At 41.0% G+C, this 22,123-nt stretch carries 14 protein-coding genes and 1 pseudogene; 10 read left to right on the top strand and 5 right to left on the bottom strand.

Translation table 11 applies throughout. From position 1 onward, the window contains the following. Window positions 1-505: 505 nt before the first annotated feature. The 3 genes from M886_RS10260 (at window position 506) to M886_RS10250 (ending at window position 4,342) form a co-directional block, all read left to right on the top strand. Window positions 506-1,249 (top strand): hypothetical protein, encoded by a 744-nt coding sequence (locus M886_RS10260; RefSeq protein ID WP_048038546.1) that lies wholly within the window; start codon window positions 506-508, stop codon window positions 1,247-1,249. A 260-nt stretch (window positions 1,250-1,509) separates the two neighbouring features. Next, a complete protein-coding gene (locus M886_RS10255) occupies window positions 1,510-2,427 on the top strand; it encodes an IS481 family transposase (protein WP_080929453.1) in 918 nt (305 codons plus the stop codon). Window positions 2,428-2,587: 160 nt separating this feature from the next. Continuing rightward, window positions 2,588-4,342 carry a prenyltransferase/squalene oxidase repeat-containing protein gene (locus M886_RS10250; RefSeq protein WP_162198511.1) on the top strand — a complete coding sequence of 585 codons (1,755 nt, stop codon included), beginning with the start codon at window positions 2,588-2,590 and terminating at the stop codon, window positions 4,340-4,342. A gap of 330 nt (window positions 4,343-4,672) precedes the next feature. Here the strand turns inward: M886_RS10250 and M886_RS10245 are convergent, their stop codons facing one another. The 3 genes from M886_RS10245 to tatC (M886_RS10235) all read right to left on the bottom strand — a co-directional run bounded on the left by M886_RS10245 (window position 4,673) and on the right by tatC (M886_RS10235) (window position 6,537). Then, the gene (locus M886_RS10245) at window positions 4,673-4,978 is read right to left on the bottom strand and encodes a Sec-independent protein translocase subunit TatA/TatB (RefSeq protein WP_048037893.1); all 306 of its coding nucleotides are present in this window, start codon (window positions 4,976-4,978) and stop codon (window positions 4,673-4,675) included. 284 nt (window positions 4,979-5,262) lie between these two features. Then, the gene (locus M886_RS10240) at window positions 5,263-5,631 is read right to left on the bottom strand and encodes a Sec-independent protein translocase subunit TatA/TatB (protein ID WP_048038342.1); all 369 of its coding nucleotides are present in this window, start codon (window positions 5,629-5,631) and stop codon (window positions 5,263-5,265) included. A 129-nt stretch (window positions 5,632-5,760) separates the two neighbouring features. Further along, on the bottom strand, window positions 5,761-6,537 hold the full coding sequence (gene tatC, locus M886_RS10235) for a twin-arginine translocase subunit TatC (protein WP_011034500.1): 777 nt from the start codon (window positions 6,535-6,537) through the stop codon (window positions 5,761-5,763). Between the two features lie 757 nt (window positions 6,538-7,294). On the opposite strand from tatC (M886_RS10235), the gene tatC (M886_RS10230) reads away from it, so the two are divergent. Next, complete coding sequence (gene tatC / locus M886_RS10230) at window positions 7,295-8,056, top strand: Sec-independent protein translocase TatC (RefSeq protein WP_048051119.1); 762 nt, start codon at window positions 7,295-7,297, stop codon at window positions 8,054-8,056. A gap of 250 nt (window positions 8,057-8,306) precedes the next feature. On the opposite strand, the gene M886_RS10225 is transcribed toward tatC (M886_RS10230), so the two are convergent. Continuing rightward, on the bottom strand, window positions 8,307-10,568 hold the full coding sequence (locus M886_RS10225) for a NosD domain-containing protein (protein WP_048051711.1): 2,262 nt from the start codon (window positions 10,566-10,568) through the stop codon (window positions 8,307-8,309). Window positions 10,569-10,916: 348 nt separating this feature from the next. Here M886_RS10225 and M886_RS10220 point away from each other — a divergent pair. The 6 genes and pseudogenes from M886_RS10220 to M886_RS10195 all read left to right on the top strand — a co-directional run. Beyond that, a pseudogene (locus M886_RS10220) lies at window positions 10,917-11,081 on the top strand (IS5/IS1182 family transposase); the annotation flags it as partial. A gap of 341 nt (window positions 11,082-11,422) precedes the next feature. Beyond that, window positions 11,423-11,830 (top strand): DMT family transporter, encoded by a 408-nt coding sequence (locus tag M886_RS10215; protein ID WP_048045287.1) that lies wholly within the window; start codon window positions 11,423-11,425, stop codon window positions 11,828-11,830. Between the two features lie 175 nt (window positions 11,831-12,005). Continuing rightward, window positions 12,006-12,215: a hypothetical protein gene (locus M886_RS10210; protein WP_048039941.1), complete on the top strand. Its 210-nt coding sequence runs from the start codon at window positions 12,006-12,008 to the stop codon at window positions 12,213-12,215. Between the two features lie 741 nt (window positions 12,216-12,956). After that, on the top strand, window positions 12,957-18,653 hold the full coding sequence (locus M886_RS10205; RefSeq protein ID WP_048051118.1) for a DUF3320 domain-containing protein: 5,697 nt from the start codon (window positions 12,957-12,959) through the stop codon (window positions 18,651-18,653). Between the two features lie 219 nt (window positions 18,654-18,872). Beyond that, complete coding sequence (locus tag M886_RS10200; protein WP_048044622.1) at window positions 18,873-19,847, top strand: DMT family transporter; 975 nt, start codon at window positions 18,873-18,875, stop codon at window positions 19,845-19,847. Between the two features lie 180 nt (window positions 19,848-20,027). Next, complete coding sequence (locus tag M886_RS10195; protein ID WP_048038803.1) at window positions 20,028-21,188, top strand: tetratricopeptide repeat protein; 1,161 nt, start codon at window positions 20,028-20,030, stop codon at window positions 21,186-21,188. 159 nt (window positions 21,189-21,347) lie between these two features. Here M886_RS10195 and M886_RS10190 read toward each other — a convergent pair whose 3' ends face one another. Then, window positions 21,348-21,899 carry a pyruvoyl-dependent arginine decarboxylase gene (locus tag M886_RS10190; protein ID WP_011034508.1) on the bottom strand — a complete coding sequence of 184 codons (552 nt, stop codon included), beginning with the start codon at window positions 21,897-21,899 and terminating at the stop codon, window positions 21,348-21,350. Window positions 21,900-22,123: the final 224 nt, after the last annotated feature.

Raw genomic sequence — 22,123 nt, 5'->3', positions numbered from 1 at the left:
TAAATAATTTTCAAAATGAAACTTAAAAGAGATATTGAAAAGACGAAGTCAGAAGGTTCCATCGATTTCATTTAAAGCAGTATCAGTCAGATGTACTTTTCACAGAGTCCAAACTCTCTATAATTTAATTACTTAAATTTTATGTGCATTGATTGAGCCGTTAATTTTTTAAGTGAAAATTTATGGAACTCTTGTTCCTATATCGGACGTTATTTGTTATATTCTGTTCATATAATCTTATGTATGAAGTTCTAACAACCATGTATCCTACATATTATACTAATGCGATCATAAATTAAGTATCTATTTTGATTGTTTAATGATCTGGCAAAAAAGTTTATGGTTTATATAGAGAATGGTAGTAAATAGTTTATGAGGTTCAAACGGACCGTCCAGGGTGAATTTGAACCTCATTGTGCCCGGAGGCATAAGTTAACGTTAGCTTTGCGGATATTTAAGGCTTACCTAACCTTGCCTCGGGGAGAATATCACGAGGTGAAAACTGATGATAAAGGAAAAATTTGAAATAGAAGTACTAATTTTAGCAGTTCTGCTGGTAAGCATGGTGTTTGTACCGGCAGTAGGTGCAAAGACTGTAGATTCAAAAACTGAAGAAGTAGGTCCTTTCAGCGGAATAGAGATGCCAGAAGAATTAAAAAAGAATGTAGTTCAGGTCGACCCTTATACGTTCGTATTTAAAGGCGAAATAAATGATAAAGAAGCACTCTATGCTGCCTGGGATGACTATGAGGAAAAAGTTCTGTCTAAAAATCAAGTTTCAGTTACTCAGAGTAATAACGTAGACGGTAATGCCGTTACTACTACCACATCCACTAGTGGCACCGATACAGCTAGAAGAAACCTATTGGGTTCTTACATTAAAGGAGATACCTATTTTCATGGAACTATGGAGACAGGTTTAACAATTCCAGTTACTTTTACTGGAGATGGTTATACTAAAGGTAGGTGGTATGGTACAGGTAATCCTAATAAAATCAAATTAGGTTCTGATGTGAAAATAACTGGAGTCAGCGTAAGTATTAGTTATCCTTCAGGAGCTGGATTCAGTCTCTCAGGAGATACAGTCACATACTCGGGTGAGTGGAATAATGTGGCCGGAGCCCAGCATTATTACGACAATCTTAAGGCTACAAGTTGGGTCAGCATTACGGATCAGGATCAAAACGATGCTGAGACCTTTAGATTTGGTACTTCAGACTATACACTTTATACTCATGTAGATCTTTAATTTGTCAAGCTATATAAAAATCTGTTTTCAGAAACATGAGTTTGATTCGAGTTTACTATTCAAGTTCAAATAATCAATATCGATAATGACAGTTTATAGGGTAATATGATAAAGTCGTGAATTGATTATATGCACTTGATTATTTATTTTTACGTGATTTGCAATTGTTTAAAATATTAATAAATTTTCTATTTATTTGTAATTGTTTTATCCCGAAATTATTTCGCGCTAACTATGTTGGTTGCAATCCCTTATCTATTGTGAAACTTAACGGGAAAAAGATACGTTGGATCATTGCTCAAAAGTTGAAAGGGGAATCTACCTCGACGATAGCTAAGATCCAGGGGATCTCAGCTCGTCGAGTTCAGCAGATATATAAAGAATATGTTGATACTGATAAGCTTCCTCAAGTTGGTAATAATCTTGGAAGGCCCCGTAAACAGTTATCTTCCGACGATAAGGAGATAATTGACCAAACTTACTCAGATTATAAGTTTGGAGCCTGTTACCTTGAGATTCTCATAGAAGGCAAGTATAATCGTAAAATATCTCATAACAGAATCCATAACTATCTACTCAGTATGAACCTTGCCAAGGAAAACCGAAAAAAGAAGCAGAGAAGAAAGTGGTGTAGATACGAACGTGAACACAGCATGTCTGCTGCACACATCGATTGGCATGAAAACCCTCTTTTAGGGTTACAAGTCTGTGCCATTCTTGATGATTCATCAAGAATGGTAATTGCAGGAGGAGAGTACGCCCATTGCAACACGGAAAACACCATTAAAGTGATCGATGAACTTGTCAGAGAGTACTGGGATATATGTCCTTTAAGGGAACTCATCATGGATCATGGAAGTGAATTCGGAGCACACAGGATTAATGAGGATGGTTCATGGGATAGTGAATTTAAAGAGAGAATTAGAGAACTTGGGATTAAACCAATACTTGCAAGGGTCAGACATCCTCAGACAAACGGAAAAATAGAGAAATGGTTTGATACATATCAGAGGTTTAGAGGAGAGTTTGAATCGTTCGAGGAATTCTTACAATGGTATAACAAGAGGCCTCATGGGGCTTTGAAACTTGAACAATTAGAGTCACCACAAGATGCATTCTGGAATAGACTTCCAATTGAGGCAAAATTCAGAATAGGAACGAGATTGTTTGGGCTGTGAAAATATGGACAAAAGGAAAAAAGTTTCAAAGCGAAATTATTTCAGGATAAAACACTATTTATTTGTAATATTTAAGTCTTACTCGTTAACCTTGGTGACAATAATGAATAGAAGTAGAAGAACAAATCTATGTTTATATATACTTTTTTTAGTATTCTTCTTGGTTTTTACTGGTTGTGTTTCTCAAAAAGTGATACATAATCAAGAACCTTCATCTCTAAGTAATATCAGTGAATTGTGGACTGCAAATACAATAAGTCGATTGGATAGTTCCCATGCTGTTTATGGAGGTTACTCAGATTTTCCTCCAGAAGAACCTACACTATATTCAACTTTTTATTCTTTGGAATCTCTGAAGCTATTAGACAAAGAGCCTCAGAACAAGCAAGCTACAATAGACTGGTTGTTGTCACAAGAGCAAATGATACTTAAACAGAACAACAGTTCGAACATAAGGGAAATATATTTTCTTACTATGAGTCTGGATATCCTGGGTACCAAGCCAGCCAATAGCTCGAGCCTTACATCAAAAATAATGGAATTACAAGCATCTAATGGATCATTTGTTGAAGAAAAAGGAGATGAAGGAACACTTCTTGATACATTCAGAGCTGTCACTGCATTACATAGTCTTGGTGTAGATTTAAATCAAGTACCTTCGACAAAATCCTGGTTAATTGAGAAATGGGGAGAAACCGAAGGAAGTAGCAGTCTAATGGATTCAACAGCTGAAACTTCTATGTTAATATCAATGCTAGAACTTTACAATGTAAATATTTATTCCCAGAATAAATCTCCAAGAATGGAAAAACTAACAGAGCAAAAAAGTATTGTTGAGAATCAATTAGAGTCATTACCAGATGCCGAAATGGACTTATTCACTTTGAATTCATTTACTGATTTTTTGTTGATAAACGGAAGTATTTCCCCTGAAATTCAATCCGGTATTGGAACATATCTACAAAGAGAACAACTGCAGGATGGTGGTTTTAATTTACTGTCAGAAGATTATGGGGAACAACAGGGAACGTATTTAGCTCTGAAAATTGCTTCAAAAATAGGGCTCAGTTTGAATGATAATGTTTCCACATTTATTTACAATTGTGAAACCTTAGATGGAAGTGGAGGCTTCCGACCAGCTTATCGGCTAATACCTTCGCCTGAAAATACTTATCTGGCAATAGAATCTCTCAAAATTTTAGGTTCAGAACCTGAGGATAAAGAAAAAATTTTGAGATATATTGCAGACGAATGGCAAGAAGGATCAAAAGATACAAAAAACGCATACTATTTATTAATGGTATATAAACTTCTTAATTGTTCATATCCACAGGACGTACAATTTGAAGAATGGGTAAAAAGAAGTTTAGATGAATGCGCTAATCAACCAGTTGAATCCATGAACTATGAAGAAACTTTTTACTTGGCAAAACTGACGAATCTTCTAGGCATTGATTTAAACAACAGAGATATGTTGATTGCCAAGATGCAGAGTATTCAACAAAAAGATGGAGGTTTTGGGTTTGAAGATTCAGATCTATTTATGACATTTTATGTTGTAAATATACTAGAAGAACTTGGTAGTTCTCCTTTGAACAGAGAGGGTTGTATTTCTTGGATACAAGAAGGACAAGTTGATGATGGTGGTTTCATAATCCGAAGAGGTCCAATCCACACTAACAGTTCTGATATCTATTCTACGTATATGTCCGTAGTTTCTTTAAATGCTCTTGATGCAGAACCAAAAGATTCTGATAAGTTATTAGAATGGCTAAGGGATTGTCAGTACGAATATGGGGGATTTAAATTTGCACCCGAGTATGCAGATCTGGATGCTTCAGCGGATACTTTTGAAGCGAGTTTAGAATATACTAATTGGGGACTTATTTCATGGAATGTCTTATCTAAAGACTAGACTTCTTAAGATCTATTGGTAAGTAAGTCCCAACAAGAGGGATCTTACTTCTTATGAAAAAGGTAGAAAAAGCCTTATTGTTTAAATAAGCTTCCTAGTTGAGATATGCATAAAGTATTGTTAATTGAGAGTGGTAATTTATTTAAGCTGAAATGTAATAAGGTACAAAACTACCATCTCAACTTACTTTTTGTGAAATGCAACTATAAAACTAAGACTGCTATAACTCTACATAAGTACTTTATTAGCGAATTAATGATATTATAAGCCTATGTGTAAAACCCTAGTCTTAAAGTCTACAAAAAGAAAAGCTTATTTTTCAGGCACCATTTAGGGCTCTGAAACTTCTTTTGGCCTTTCAGCATGCTTCTGGATTTCTTCAAGAAGCTGTTCGTCAGTCTTACCTTTTATATTAATTCCGAGTTTTTCAGCTGTTTCCTGCACCTTGGTCTTGGCTGGGGTGGGCTCAGTTAACGATTTCTCAAATTCTTTAAGATTCTTTTCGGATTCCTTCTGGGCTTTTTTGAATTCTCCAACTGAACTTCCCATGGATCTGGCGAGTTCAGGGAGTTTGGCTGCCCCAAAAAGAAGCACAATTACTCCAAAAATTGCTATTAGTTCTGGTGTGCCTATCATGGCTGGACCTCAAGCTTTTCGTTTTCCTTAATTGTGTAAACTTCAGCGGTAGTAATTTTCATAATAATAAGTAAAATTTCCTGAATAATTATCTGAATATTTAAGTAAATGGCCGAATATCTTTAAGTTAGGCTTAGTCTTTTCATGCTATATAAAGTTTTTATTTTATATTAATATCTGAAATGTTTTATATTATTTAAGTTTTTTTATTTTTGCTTTTTATTTAACCCGGAATCATCCCTTTTTTATTATGTTATTTCTATCCTGTTCTTTTTTAATCCCTTTTATTTCATTCCGGTATTCGGATTTTCAGGAGTTTCTTCAAGGTCAGGAATTGAGGGCCTGCATTCCAGTGCATTAAGAGGATTGGGTTTTGATTCCTTTTTGTTTCTCTCACTATCTTTTTTTTCGTTCCCGTCTTCTGCGGGACCTGCCTCTTTTTTCTCCTTATTCTCCTCTTTTTCCCTGGCTTTATTTGCAGCCTTCCGGGTATAAGGATCAAACTCGTTAAGCTCCAGCTCAGCGGCTCTCTGTGCTTTTTTGAACTCGCCTATTGCGCCTCCGAGAGCCCGTGCAAGCTCCGGAATTTTCTGGGGCCCAAAGAGGAAGAGGGCAGCGATTATGATTGCAATCAGTTCCGTTGAACCTATCATTGATGGCTACTATTATCATCCAGATATAAAAGTTCTTTTAAAACAGTTTGTGGGCAGGCTGTATCAGGAAATTCTTTAAAAAAAGGTTTTTTGATATTACCTGTTCCATCATTATTATCGGATCCGCGCTTAAAACAGCCTGACCAGCAGCAGGCTGAACTCAAAGAGGACTGCCAGCAAAATCGCCACAACAATCTGGGCAATGAAAGTAGGGTCAGGGGTAATGAACAGGGAAAAAGCCAGTATTGCACTGTAGACAAGAATCCTCTGTTTTTTCAGGGTCTGGTACTGTACAAGTCCCATTTTTACCGCAAAGACCACAAGTAGGGGAAGCTGGAACACAACCCCGAAACCCGCCAGGATGGTGGTAACTGCTGAGACGGTATTCTGGACGGAAAGCTGGGCTGTGGCCATGTCTCCCGAATAGAATAGGATATACCTGAACATCACAGGCAGGACAAGGAAGTAGCCTATTGCTGTCCCCAGCATGAAAAGCAGAAAAGATGCCGGGATCACCTTTATGAAAAAGCGCCTTTCATTCGGATAAAGCCCTTTAGCTGCAAACCTGTAAAGCTCATAAAAAAATAACGGAATTGAAATTGCAAGAGCAAAGATCAGGCAGAGCTTGAGGCGGGCGAGAGTCCATTCAAGAGGAGAATACGCTGACATGATCATGCCCGGGCCTATAAACTCTTTCCAGAGAAGCAGCATTCCCCTTGCCGAAAACGGGAAAGAAATAATTATTCCCACAACCAGCCAGATTAAAACGATTGCCAGACGGTCCCTGAGCTCAAACAGGTGTGCCATGACGGGTTCTTCGACATCCCCGGGCACACCGGACGCATATGAATTCTTTCCGGATGCGTTTGTGGAAGGGGCAACGTTGCCTGTCTGCTGTGAGTCCATTTTTTTCCGCTCTCACTTAACACGTACCTAAATATATTTATATCGGAATATATTATTGGTTTTTAACCCGATCTATCTTTGCATTTATTTAAGACCACTGAATAAGCCGGTTTGCATGTATTCCCGGGTGCTGTTAAGGTTTCTCTTCAGGATGATGTTCAGCTTACTTTAAGTAACGTTCATATCACTTTTGAGGTAATTTCAGATTCTCTTCAAGTGATGTTCAGCTTACCTGAATTGTTCAGCTAACCTTAAGTAACGTTCTGCTTACCTGCATTTCCAGTATTCTTCATGGTACATCGAGAATTACAGCTATATAATATAGCTGTAAAACCTGATAGTTACATACCTGAAAATTTATAGTATTTAAATCATTATATTATGAGTTAGGTAGTAACAATAATTGATTTATTATATAAAACTTAATATATTATTTCTTCAGTATAGGCAGTCAGGAAAATATTATAATAATTATGTTTTTCCCGGATAGGGTTTCCTTCTGAATATCTGGCGATTTCAGAAGTATGAAAATATTAATATGAAAACTTTAGTATGAAAATATTAGTATTAATATATTAGTATTAATATATTAGTGTTAAACATCAGTATGAAAATATTACATTGAAGAGGCTGCATAAAACTGAAAGGAAAAAACAAAATAGGAAAAGGAAAGTTGATGATATAACTCCTGCTGTGTCTGCAGGTTCTTTGATGTCAGGTTTCGAATTTCCTTTTGCTTTTCCGGATAGGTACTCATATGTCTGAAGCTATTGAAAACTTAAGCGCAATCCTGGTGACCCTGAGGAATAAATTGCTTGTGATAGCCGCAGTTCTTCTCACAGGCGTTGTTGTCTCTTTCAATTTTACAGGTCCCCTGATCGAGAGAATGAAAATCGACCTCCTGCCGGAAGGTGCAAAGCTGGTTTACGTGTCTCCTCTGGAGGTCATGATGCTTCAGCTTAAGCTCTCTATAATAATAGGACTGCTAATTACCCTGCCAATTATTGCCTTCTATGCTTACAGGGCGATTTCAAGAAAGTACTCAATAAAAATTCCAGTATCTATTGGAAAAGGCCAGTTCTTTTTCCTGAGCATATCGGTAGTGATAATGTTTATCCTGGGGGTTGCATACTCTTATTTCCTCATGCTGCCTCTCTTCCTTAAATTCCTTTACCTGGATGCAGAAAGCTCAGGAGTGACTGCAACTTATTCGATCTTCAAGTTCATTTCATTTATAGCAACGACCACAGCCATTTTTGGCCTGGTATTTGAACTCCCTATAGTGCTCACCTTCCTTACCAGAAACGGGTTTGTAAAATACAGCACTCTTGTGACCTACCGCAAGCATATTTATGTCCTTGCGATGTTTGTTGCAGCCCTTGTTACTCCCGGGGCAGACGTATTCAGCCAGATGATGGTTGCCGTGCCCATGGTAATCTTCTTTGAGATCAGCATGGTAATCGTAAGGGTGATCGGAGTGAAAAATAAGGTTTCAAAGACCGACTCCTCCTTATCATAAAGAACCCTGAAGCTGAAAAAAGTGATGGGAAGAATAATCAAAAAGAGAAGAAACCAGTTTTAGGAATAAAGAAGATATAATTTCATGATTTTTGTTCTTGATATTGTCTTTAGCAATGACCATGAAGCCATTCACAAAGCGAATATTTGAAGTTGTATTTTTACCATTCCTTAAATTCAAAAATGAGCAGAAGGACAGTTTTTATTGAACTGCTCAGATAAATCTGTCCGTCTACCAGGTTTGATCAGGATTATGGCTCTGGAATGATCGCAATTTTTCCGGGATAAACCTCGACATCCACAGAGGATGTAACAGTGTTGTTTAAGGCATCAATTACGGAGACAGTGCTGTTCTCAGAACTGCCGTAGTGTGCCACATATACCTTTTTTCCATCCGGGGTTATTGCAAGTCCTTCGAGCCTGCCTCCTGCCACATCCACCGCAGCTATGACGGTATCGTTTGATGTATCAATTACAGAGACAGTACCGCCCTCGTTAGCCACATATGCCATTGTTCCTGCCGGATTAACTGCAACTTCAAAAGGAGAATTTCCAGTGTCCACAGTAGCTGTAACCTTGTCTGTAGCTGCATCAACTACGGAAACAGTTCCGCCATATGTGTTCGCCACATATACCTTTTTTCCATCCGGAGTAACCGCAACTCCACACGGGTGCCTGCCTGCAGGTATCGTATCTATAACCGTATCATTTATTATATTAATTACAGAAACAGTATCTTCAGGGGCAGTAATGTTGCCAGAGTTCGCCACATATGCCTTTTTTCCATCCGGGGTCACTGCAATCCCTTCTGGCCAGTTTCCAACAGGCACAGTAGCTGTAACAGTGTTTGCGCCGGTATCGATCACAGAAACATTATTGCTGCCACAATTGGTCACATATGCTTCTGTTCCATCAGGACTGACTGCAACTCCGCAGGGATAAGATCCCACTTTCACACTATCTATAACAGTGTTTGTTGCAGTATCAATTACCGAGACATTATTATCCCAGGAATTTGTCACATATGCCGTTTTTCCGTCAGGCGTGACTGCGATTCCTGAAGGGTGTTTTCCTGTTTTCACTTTGGTTATAACTATTCCTGTTCTTATGTCAATTACGGAAACAGTCCTTAAAGTGTTTAATCCACCTGTCATGTATACAAATGGCCATGTGGGTGCAGCTCTTTTTTCAACGCTTATGTCAGCAGTTTTGGAACTGGCAGTAAGTCCATTGCTGGCTGTTAAATTTACCGTATAATTTCCCTGATTTCTGTACACATATACAGGATTTTGTTTTGTGGAATCCGGTATCCCATCACTATCAAAGTCCCAGTTCCACGCAACTGCGCTCTTTGAAAGATCTGTAAACTCAACAACAAGAGGAGCGGTACCGTTAGTGACGCTGGCTGTAAAGTTAGCAGATGGGGTAACTGAATTTTGAGGGCCGGACCGGGATACAAGAGGTAAATAGTCAAATTCGTCCTCATAGATATTATAAGGCAGGTCCCCGATTCCATCCCAGTCCAGGTCCACGCATATCTGGGAGAAACCGGTCCCATCCGGCTTTGCCCAGAAGTTGCCACCAGTGTAAGGGCCTCCGGCAATATTAGTGCCTGAAGCAAGTGAACTGTTCCAGGTATTTCCCCCTTCTCCAGCTCCGCACCTTATGTTTAGACTGCTGTTAAAATAATTATTGTAAATCCGTTTTCCATTGTTGTTTTCCTGATCAAAAATTCCGCATTCTGCACAGGATGCAATTGTATTGTTAATTATGACGACATAACAGGCTTCTCTTAAAAAAATCCCTGTATTACAGTTTAATATTACATTATTGTCAATTCCTCCGCTTGCAAACGAAAGGCTGATCCCATAATCGCAATCAGTAATCCTATTATTGCGGATATCCGCTCCCTGATCATATTCATAGATGCCAGTGGAACAATTTGAGATCGTATTTCCTGATACTGTATTATTTATTCCACAGCAGGAAATATGTACACCTTCTTCACCGTTAGAAATTTTATTTTCGGATACTAAATTGTCTGAGATCTCGGGTCCCAGAAAAATAGAACCGTTTTCGATAGTATTGCCTGTCACGTTATTCATTTCACCGTACAGGATGTCTGTTAAATTCTCCAGTGTGCAGGATCCCAGAAAAATAGAACCTTTTTCGACGGTGTTACCTGTCACATTATTCATATCGCCATAAATAAAAATCGCATTTTTATAAGAATCCTTGCTGGCTCCCGTTATATTCAAACCGCTGACCGTTATATTATCAGCTGTTATCAAAAGGGTATCTGTACTATCATTCAGCGGTTTTACCCGCACATATCCATCGTTTGATTCTGACCTGATGGTTATCCCTGTTACATCAACAAGAACATTTTCAGTATAAGTGCCAGGTCTTACTATTATTATGTCCCCTGTTACAGAATTATTCACAGCTTCCTGAATTGATATGAAATCAGCTCCATAGTCATCATCTACTATAATTTCTTTTGCTGATGCCATATCTGAAATAGTTATTATAAAAATAAAAACTAAAATTATTAAAAAAATTGTTCCGCTTCTCATTTCTTTCTCCCCACTTAATTATAATATAATCAACTATGAATATTAACCTAAACTTTATTAATGAATTTTATACTTCTAAAGGTCCTTATTGACTCATTACCAAATTAATGAGTATTTCCTCTTTTTTTCATAAAATAAGGCAATTAATAATTTCTTCAAAAAAATTACATCTTATTTTTGGATTTAAAATCTATTAGAGGCTTTAAAGATCGTAAATTTTATTGGGGGGGATGTAAAATCCTCCTCTGGTGATATATTATGAAAGCCCCGCTTATACCACTAAACGAAGATTTATTCAAATTGACAAAGAAAGCATACTCTATGGAGAATTTACACAGATATACAGGGAGCTCTGTCCAAAAATACTGCTCTTTATCTGTATTTTTAATAGGGGTAACTGTAAATTACGGGATTAATGGAAGGAAGGAATTACAAGCCTTTTCTGAGTGAAGAAGTTAAGAAGGGGCTATGATTTTTACTTGAATGTACTGCTTAACGGTATCTTTTGTTTGAGAGAATACAATATTGAAAAAAATAGAGAAAAAGAAAGGGAAGAGGAAAATTAATGGAGGTTAAACCCCCAACTCCCTGTTCAGAGAGTTGAAGAGGCAAATACTCTCTGAATAGTATGTCTTCAGGAAGAACGGTGGGCAAATCAAGTAAAATTGATTTACCCTTGAATAAAACTACGTTAATATATATAAATATTTCGCAATCATTGGAGCTTATATTAATAATTTAAATTAAGAAAAAACAAGTAAAAATGATAAGTATAGTTATTTGGGGTTCTGATGGGGCTTCTTTCCGGCTTTTTCTATGCCTGCATAATCATGACCTCACGCTATCTCAGGAATGAATACTCAGGGCTTGAACGGCTTTTTCTTTCAACAGGCGTAACTCTCGTAATTCTCTTTCCCTTCATGCTTCAGGTATCTCCCGCAGACCTGCTTGAAAACCTGCCTGTCCTTCTATTTTTAGGGGTAATAATAACTTCCATCGGTTCCATTCTCTATTTCACAGGGCTTGAACACGTGAAAGCCCAGAACGCGGGCATAATCTCCCTGCTTGAGCCTGTAAGTGCCATCTTTTTTGCCTACCTTATTTTACATGACCTGATTTCTATGAGTACTCTGATCGTCTGCGCCCTTATTCTTGCAAGCTCTCTTCTTACGAGCCTTGAGAAAGGGAGTAAAACCTGAAACTTTTACGCAGTGAAACTTCATTAGCTATCCCCAACCGTTCCTGTACCCGCGATAGAGGGAAGAGATCTTTCTCAAAAAGCAAAAAAGAAGAGAAAGAGATAAGTTAATAACGTCGGAAAGTGTAATTAATTAAAAATAGTCTATAAGGATAAAAGAAAGGTAAAGACAGAGCATGATATACATGGAAAGACCTCCAATGAAGGAACAGCTTTTGCATTTCATTACAGCTGTTATTGTATGCGCGCTGTTAGGATACCTGTCTCATGATTTAATGAATGGAATACAAACTGGAATTTTCATTGGAATTGGATTTGTTATAGGGATAAATCTAATAGGAAAAAGGCGAAATCAAAGGGACCAGAAAGAAATCGAAGGAAAATAAGAAATCGAAGGAAAATAAGAGATCGAAAGAAAATAAGAGATCGAAAGAAAATAAGAGATCGAAAGAGAATAATAGTACCCTGGTTCTATTCAGATTCTATATATTTTTCTAATATGTATTTATCAGGAGATCCTATCCGGAGATTCTTCTGGTTTTCATCAGTAAGCTTTCCAGAACGAAAATGGAACTGAATTGTATTTAAAAACCCCATTTTACATTTTTTGCTGTTGCTCCTTGCTATTTTTGTTTTCTTGATGTTTTGTTTTCGGAGCTTATTGAATAATATCCACTGATTAAATCAGGAGCTGCCAGTAAATTCTCATAGCAGATAAATAATTTCAGATGTATTTCAGTGCTTGTATATGTAATCTTAAATAATTCCAAATAGCTAATATATACCCAGTTACACACTACTTACGTAATTCTTTTTCAGAGGAATATACAAAATATATGAGCAGGATTAAACCAAAGTAACTTTAAAATTTAAAATGTCTGGTAAAATATTTTATACTCTTACATCAATATTCTACAGTTATATGCAATAATATACTTGAAAAAGAAGATTCTTTCTGAATTTAAAGAGTCTTCCGGAGAACTTTATTTGCCTTTCAGAATACCTTTCTGCCAGATTTGAAGCTTTATTTCCGGCAGAACATGGCAAAATTTATTAGTATTTGTCCTGTATTCTTATCTGTATCCTAATTATATTTTATTGATTATTGGAACCGGGCCTGGTATTTTATGGTAGACGTAGTTAAGGAACTGGAAACACTAAGGCAGAATTTACTTGATTTATCCCTTCGGAATAACCTTCTCAATTACCGACATTCCCCGAGGCGGACAATTTCAATTACGGGAAGAACTCCGGAAGAGGTCTATGACCTTTTTGTCCTTCAGGAAAAGTCGATGAAATTCCGGGCAACAAAATCCAGGCCCAGAAGAGGCGGCAAAAAATCTGGAAACGGGGAAGAAGACACTGAAGAAAATGAAAACAGGCTTCTGAAAACAATAGGAAAAATCCTTACTTCCGAAGAGAAAAATAAAACTCCAAACTCCCGTTTTGAACCGTTCCTTGAAACCCCGGATGACAGTGAGACCCTTGACAGGAAGCTTTTTTACGTCTACAACCAGGCAAATTCCATTTTTGAAGAACAGGGCTATCCTGTGCTTTACCTTGCAATGGGATTTTTGCAGTGGAGCGAAACCAGGTCTTCAGCAAAGTGCCTGATGGCTCCCCTTGTCCTTGTCCCTGTTGAACTCAAAAGGATAGGAAAAGGCAGGAATTTCAGTATTCAGTGGACAGGGGATGAGGTTTTCACATCGATTACCCTTCAGGCCAGGATGAAAGAGTTCGGGATAGAGATCCCTGAATTCGAGATGCCTGAAGACGCTTCAGGGATACGGGAGTACTTCAGTACGGCGCTTGCAGCAATCCGCGAAAAACCTGAATGGAAGGTACTTCCGGAAGTCTGCCTTGACCTTTTTAACTTCAGAAAATTCGTCATGTATAAGGATCTTGACCCTGCAACCTGGCCTGAAGACATGTCCCCTGCAGAGCACCCTCTTATTCAAAAAGTCTTCAATCCCCAGGAACCCGAATGTGAGGTCCAGGGCTTTCGAGAAGAGGAAGTTGACCTTAAACTTTCGGCAAAAGATACCTACAATATAATGGATGCCGACTCTTCCCAGATAGCAGTCGTTGAGGATGTTAAAGCCGGAAAAGATCTTGTTGTTGAGGGACCTCCGGGTACGGGAAAGTCGCAGACAATTGCAAACACGATTGCAGAACTGCTTGCTCAGGGTAAAAGTGTACTCTTTGTGAGTGAAAAGATGGCTGCACTTCAGGTAGTAAAGAGCAGGCTAGATAATGCAGGTCTTGGAGAGCTCTGCCTTGAGGTCCACAGCCACCAGACAAGGAAAAAAGCCGTTCTGGAGGAGCTGGAAAAAGCCCTTAAAAGGGAAGCGCCTCCTGCTATCAGTGCTGAAAGAGATCTTAACGAGCTTGAAAAACTTAAACAGGAACTCAACAGGTATGCGGAAATTCTCAGGGAGCCTGCAGGGAAAATCTATCCAAGCCTGTACTCTCTTTACGGTGTAAAGGAGAAGAACAGGATTTACTTTGAGTCAAAAGGGATGAAAATGCCCCGCTTTAAGTTTCAGGACCCTGATACATGGGAAAGTTCAGCGTGGGCAGAAGCCGAGTCTATTCTGGAAAAAATGGGGCAGGTTCTCCCGGCCCTGGGTTCGGTAAGGAAAAATACCTGGTATGGGTGTGAGCCCGGGCTTGTGCTGCCTTCTGACCTTGGGGAGATCGGGGCTGTTGCAGATGAATGCGCTTTTGCTTTTGAAAACCTTGAAACGGCAATAAAGACCCTCAATGACCTTTCCGCAACCTCAAAGCCTCAGGCTCTCAGGGATATTTCCGGCATAACCGAAGCTGCAAAGCTTATCGGCAAATCAAAACCCCTGCCTGAAAAGTTGCTCCAGAACTCGGAATGGGACTCCGGGGCTTTTATCTCCGAAGCCGAAGCGCTGGTCTCAAAGGTCAGGCAGTACAGGGAACTGAAAACCTTTGTGGACAAAACTTTTCATCCCTCTATTTTCGAGCTTGATACATCCGAATTTAAGGAACTTTCCGGCAAACTGCTCAGTGTTTTCAGCTCCAGGTACAGGAAGCTGAAAAAGGAGATTTCAGCCTGCTATGTCTCAGGAGCTCCCTCAAAAGACAGCAGAATCCTTCTCGACCTTGCCTGTGTTTCCGAGTGCAGGGCACACAGGGCTGAGCTTGAAGGAGCTGAAATAAGCGGAAAGAAATTCTTTTCGGATTACTGGAAGGGCTTTGAGAGCGACCCTGCCCTTCTGGAAGACTACTGTAAGTGGATGGTTCCTTTCCGAAGACATATCAAAGACGGCATTCTTACCGACAGGTCAGTCAGGCTTGTAGGGGGCGGAGTTGACGCTGCATCCATAGAATCTGCAGTAAACGAGGTCCTGGCAGCAAAGGAGGCTTTTATACTTTCCCTTGAAAAAATAGGGACATTCATTGGTGCAAATTTTGAAAAAATGTTTGGTGACCTCGAGGCTGTAAAACTCAGCCAATTAAAGACCCGTGTGACTAAATGGAAAGACGAAACTTCTTCCCTTGTTTTCTGGGGCCAGTACCTGGGATACAGGCAGGCATGCCTTGAAACGCTTGCTTCTCCCATGATCGATGACATAGAAGCAGGAAAAATAGAGCCTGAAGATATGATCCCTGCTTTTGAAGGCAACTATGCCGAAAGCATGCTCCACAGGGCTTTCAGGGAGAGACCTGAACTTGCTGCTTTTATCCGTGAACTGCATGAAGGCAAGATAAGTAAGTTCATAGATCTTGACAAAAAAGTCCTGCTTGAAAACAGGAGGAGGATTGTCTGCACTGCTTATGAAGACGCTCCAAGGCTGACTTCAGGAGCGTCCAGGGCTTCAGAAGCTGGAATTCTGCTTAACGAATTCAACCGCAAACGCGGGCATATGCCTATCCGTACCCTCATGAAAAAGGCAGGAAGCCTTATACAGAAAATAAAGCCCTGCTTCCTCATGAGCCCGCTTTCAATTGCACAGTACCTTGACCCCAGAAGCACAAGGTTCGATGTCATCATTTTTGACGAGGCAAGCCAGGTCAGGCCCGAGGATGCTGTCGGTGCTCTCCTGCGCGGAAAACAGGCAGTGATAATGGGCGACTCAAAGCAGCTTCCTCCAACTGACTTCTTTGATACTGTTGTCGATTCTCACGAAAATGACCCTGAGGATTATACACCAGCAGGCGATATGGAAAGCGTACTGAACGTCTGCAAGCGCAGCTTCCCGGTAAAGACTCTGCGCTGGCATTACAGGAGCAGGCACGAGTCCCTGATTGCAATCTCGAACCAGGAATTTTATGATAACCGCCTTTACGTTTATCCCTCCCCCATGCAGAAGGATGAAAGCCTGGGGCTGAAATTCGTTCACCTTCCGGACGCAGCCTATGACAGGGGAAGGAGCGGGGCAAACAGGATAGAAGCGAGAGCTGTTGCCAGGTCAGTGTTCGAGCATTTCCAGAAGTACCCCGGAAAGAGTCTCGGGGTAGGGACTTTCAATATTAAGCAGCAGGAAGCTATCCTGGAAGAGATAGAAGCCCTGCAGAAAGCAAACCCCGGAGTTGACCTTAACTCTGGAAACGATAGGGATGAACACTTCTTCGTAAAAAACCTCGAAACCATCCAGGGTGATGAAAGGGATGTAATCCTGCTGAGTATTGGTTACGGCTTTGACAGCAACAGAAAACTTTCCCTCAACTTCGGCCCTCTCAACCGTGAAGGAGGAGAACGGCGCCTTAATGTGCTTATAACGAGGGCAAGGGAAAAATGCGTTGTGTTTTCAAACTTCACTTCAAGAGACCTGCCCCTCGACGAAAATTCACCTTTCGGGCTGAAAGCCCTCAAAGTCTTCCTTGAATTTGCCGAGAGCGGCGCACTTCCCGCTCCTTCGTGCGGCAGGCAGGAACTTGATTCTCCTTTCGAAGAAGCGGTCTCGGATTTTCTTGCTGAAAATGGGTGTGAAGTCCACAGGCAGATCGGGTGTGCAGGATACAGGCTCGACCTTGCGGTTCCTGACCCCCTGCACCCCGGCAGGTATGTGCTCGGGATAGAGTGCGACGGGGCAGACTACCATTCATCTCCCGTTGCAAGGGACCGCGACCGTCTCCGCCAGCAGGTCCTCGAAGGTCTGGGCTGGAAGATCTACAGGGTCTGGTCCACGGACTGGTACCTCCACCCCAAGGAGTGCAGGGAAAAACTGCTTGAGGCTGTGAAACAGGCTGTTAAGCAGGCAAAACTGCAGGCAAAATCCGATCCTGAATCTGAAGCTATAAATATAAATGAGCCCGCAGCCTGGTTAAAAACCGCAAAAGCTTATGAGATAAATGCAGGTCCTGCTGCCAGCCATATTTTACCTCCGGAAGGCGGAGTCTCTGAAGAATCGGAAGTGAATACCTTCGGGGCTGTGCCTCTGGCACAAAATTCCTCCGGGACGGATATTTATTCCGAAAACATTCTGGAAAACTCACCTTTCGTCAGGAAAGTTCAGGTAGAATTTTCACCTAAAAAGAAAGGCATCTTAAAAACTCCTTCTGAAAATGCAGGCGAAGAGGGGGAAGAAGAAGCATATGAAGAGGAACCTGAAGAAAGCGGGGAATACGGAGACGAAGCAGGAGGTGAAGAGTCCTATCAGGATGTTTTCGGGCTTGACAACGTGCTTTCGGCTTCTTCAGGGGGAGACTTCCTTCCGGAAATGACTTTAAAAGCCGAATCAATGGCTAACCTGGCCGATGATAACTCCAGAAACAGACCTGCAAGAAGGACAAAGAAATCAAAGCTTCTTAAATTCAGTGCTGACCCGCGCTCGGATTTCGAAACAGATACGGATGAATCCATCCTTATTCCTGAGCCTGAACCTGAAAAAATAAACTTTTTCCAGGCTTACCCTGAGATAGATTTCAGTGCAGGTCCGGAAAAGAAGCGAAAAAGTAAAAAAATTAACGAATTTGCTTACATTTACGGCTCCGGAGGCTACTTTGAACCTGAAGACCCTGATGAGGATGAGTATCCAGATATGGACTGGGATCAGGAGCCTGAAATAACACCTGAGACCGGAAAAGTGGCTGGAAGCGGGGAAGGTGTTAAAGCCAGAAATGGTTCTGCTATTGAAAATGAAGTGGAAATCACTGTCTCAGGCAGTAATCCACAGAAAGGACAGAAACCCGGACCCGGCTCAATACATGAGGCTGACAACCCGGACCTGATCGGACCTGATCCTTCCGAGAATGCGAAAAAAGAGGATGAAGAGCTGTCCGTAAAAGGGAATTCTCTTGAAGCTCCTGTGCCTTCCTACAGAGTATGCCTTTCCTCCGGACTTCCGCAGTCATCAGATCTTTCTGAAATTTCTGATGCACAGCTCGAAGACGCGATTGTAAATATTGTGGAATTCGAGGGTCCCATTCATTCTGAGGAGATACTCCAGAGGATAAGGTCCCATACAGGATTTCCCCGCATGCTCGGCAAAATCAGGCAGAGAATACTTGACTCCGTAGCATCTGCCGAAAGCTCGGGAAAAATCCAGGTAAGAGGAGAATTTTGCTGGCCTCTCTATGGACCTTCTGACCTTCTGCGCAGGCGGGACACCGAATCATATGCGAGGATTGAATGGATCTGCGACGAAGAAATAAAAGAGGCTGTCCGCTTCGTCCTTACAAGCCAGTATTCAACACCTATGGACGACCTTATTATTCAGACTTCAAGGGTGCTCGGGATTAAAACAACCCGCAAAAATACCTGGGACAGGATAGAGAAACTTATTCAGTCCGGAATAGAAAGCAATGAACTGACACGCACTCCAAATGAAATGATTTATTTTGTAGAGTAAATGGAAATGAAGGTTAATTTATTTTTACTGTTTTTAATCGAATTCGTTTCTTCTCTTTTCTTACTCTTCTTATAGCTTTTTTGTTTTTATTTATGCAACTTTATTTATATGGTCAGCTTACCTGGATATTAAGTATTACATTATTATTTTTAAAAATCTGTAATGATTGATAATTTTCAAATAGTTTTATATTCCGGATCTGATATCTCTCCTGCACTTATGTCCACAACATTTAAAGGAAATACACAATCATTTACGGCAGTTATCACTTCCTGCGTCCTGTTCGGGATGATAGGCATATTTGTAAAAGAAATAGAAGGTATGGAAGCAGGTTCCATTCTTTTCTACCGGTTACTTTTCGGGTTTGCAGTAATTCTGGGGTACCTTGCGGTATCCGGGGGAATAAAGAAAGTCCATCTGAAGCAAAAAAAATCCTTTATGCTTTTGCTTGGAGTCCTTAATACCGTTACAATGTTTGCGTACTTCTCAGCGATCAGGCATATGGGCATCCCTGTAGCCGTTCTTCTCCTGTATACAGCGCCTATATATGTTACCCTGCTCTCCCCTTTGCTCCTCAAAGAGCGCATAACTTTACTGGATATGCTTGCACTCACCCTTTCTATCTCGGGCATACTGCTTGCAATTAACCCTCTAAATGCTTTGGGCAGCGCAACACCTGAAGATGGAAACTACATCACAGGAGTCCTTTTAGGACTGGTCTCAGGCCTTTCATACGGCTGCTCTATCATGACCATGAACTACCTGAAAGAGAGTTATCCTCCTGTGGAGCAGATGTTCTGGTCAACAGCAGTGAGCCTTGTCCTGCTCCTTCCTTTCGGACTGTCCGTAACCGGGCCGGTTTTGCTTGGAAACCTGAAGCTGCTGATACCTTTAGGAGTCATAGCTTCAGCTCTGGCATCTCTTCTGTATTTTAGAGGGCTTGCCCGTATAAAAGCTCAAACCGCAGCTGTTCTCTCCCTGATCGAGCCTGTAAGCAGTATTTGTTTCTGCTGCATTCTCCTTGGAGAGCCTGTGCAGTCGAATACGGTCGGAGGCTGCCTTTTGATCCTTGCAGGAGCAGCACTTATTGGGAGCAGTACCTCGATCCAGCAGGGGATTCCAGAAAAGTATTTCAGGGATGTGTGGGCAAGGTTTTTCCAGCCTTATATGCCGCTCAGGCCAGGGAAACTCTGATCTACTTCCTTCAATTCTTTTAAAATAAGGTCTTTTCTTACTTCTTTTTTAATGTTTTTTTGATTCTATTTTTTAGAACCCGAATTATATAATAAAGTATTTATCGGCTGGAGCCGGTGGATAAATAAGGAGGAAGCTGAAGCTTTTTCCCGGGAATAATTTTTGAGGGAATTGATTTTTATGGACCTGGACATAATCAATAAACTTGTTTTTGACGTTGCGGAATCGGTCAGGAGAAACGAGGGCGAAACCGATGAAGGGGTTGAGTTTGTAGTCTGGTATTCAGGGAAAAACAGGATTCCTCCGGATTTTCTCCTGAAAATCGCAGAAATATGTGACTCAAAGGGGATGTTCAGGGAAGAATACGTGTTCATGAAAGCCTGTGCCCTTCTGGCAGAGGGAGAGCAGAGGATTGAGGCTTTTTTCCTTTCTGGCGTTCTTGCTTATTTCATGGGGAGGAAGGAAACCGCCATTCAGGAATTCGATGAAGCCCTGAAGCTTGATCCGGAACACGTCAACTCCCTCTGTAACCAGGGGGTTGTCCTTTCTGAGCTTGGGCGAAAATCTCAGGCAGAAAACCGATACCTGCGGGCTCTTGAACTTGATCCGGGACATGTCAGCACCCACTGTAACTATGGGAACCTCTTTTTTGAACTCGGTAAACTGCATGAGGCAGAACACGAGTTCAGGGCAGTTCTTGAGCTGGACCCTGAAAATGCAAATACCCGCTGCAACTATGCCAGTCTCCTTGTCGAATTAGGGCGAAGAAAAGAGGCTGAAGAACAGTTCATATATGTGCTTGAACAGGTCCCGGAACATGCGTCAGCCAACTACAATTATGCCAATTTCCTCAAAGAAGAGGGAAAGGTTGAGGAAGCTGCAACTCATTATAAGGAAGCTTTGAAAATAAGTCCCGGGCACATAAGCGCTCTCTGTAACTACGGCAACCTGCTCTCTGAATCCGGCCGTACTGAGGAGGCGGCAGTGCAGTACAGGCTTATCCTCAGTTTGAAACCAGAAGATACAGATGCCAGGGCTAATTACGGGCAGCTCCTTTTTGAGCTAGGAAGGTATCAAGAAGCCGAAGTCCAGTACAAAAAAACCCTTGCAATAGACCCGTGCCACGTCCCGACGCTGTGCAATTACGGAAATCTCCTGAAGCGTCTGGGTATGTTTCGACAGGCTGAATCCATGTACAGGGAAGCCCTGAAACTGGACCCCGAAGACATTAAAACCCGCTACAGTTACAGCCTGTTCCTCTTCAAGCTTGAGCGTTTTGAGGAAGCAAAGGAGCAATATATTAAGGCTGTATCCCCGGGCTCTTCACCGGTTCCTTATTAATTTCAGGTTTCTGGTTAATTTACATTTAAAAAATAATTGTTTCGGGCACAGGATTGGAGGTTCAATAGCAGTATACCATACTGTTTATGGAGTAGTTAAAAATAGAAAATTAAAGACCCGCTGATGAAAAGCGGGATCTAAAGGAGGGGGTAAAGCCCCTTAGCATTTACTTGTAACAAAGACCATGGCAGCTACTGTCGTGGTCCATTTTCCGTCCTTGTCGCCTTTTGCTGTCTGGCACATATGAAAAGTATCAAATATATGTCCGCTTGCCTTGTACACCTGTTCTCTTTCATGCCAGGCCATTTCGGCATCAAACTCTATACCGAGAGTTGTTGCCAGCATCGTTGCAGCAAGGTCTTCAGCGTACTCTCCGGCGATTATTTCTTCTTCCCCAAAGGAGTGATGTTCTGAAATGTAGCCGTAATTTTCCTCATTCACAGGCACAGCAGTACCTATGGCTGATGCCATGAGGCGGTGAGGCTCGTTAGTATCGTTTCTCGCAAGAACACAATGGACAATCGCACCTGGTTTCAGTTCTGCAAGGCCTTCCTCCCTGGGCACAAGTTTGCAATTGGGAGGCAGAATACTTGATACGCTCACAAGGTTGTATTTCTCAATTTTAGCATCCCTCAGTGCGAGTTCAAAGGATGCCAATCTGTCCTTATGGACCCCGGTACCTTTTGTTAAAAATGCTTTTCTAGGGATCATATTTACTCCTTATTTTCTTGTACTTCTTATGTCTGCTGTGCGCTTTTCCACTGTCTGGGCAACCATTACACAGATAAATGACATATCACTGATTTAAGACTTTACTGCATTTTCAAGAGAACCTTTGGAATGAGCCGGTCAGCTTAAATCAGCATTTCGTGTACCAATGAATATTTCATGTTCCAAATGTACCTGAGAGTTATGAACTTTACCCTTTTTCACCA

The organism is Methanosarcina soligelidi (assembly GCF_000744315.1).
Taxonomy (GTDB): Archaea; Halobacteriota; Methanosarcinia; order Methanosarcinales; family Methanosarcinaceae; genus Methanosarcina; species Methanosarcina mazei.
This window is presented reverse-complemented; position numbering and strand designations above follow the sequence as displayed.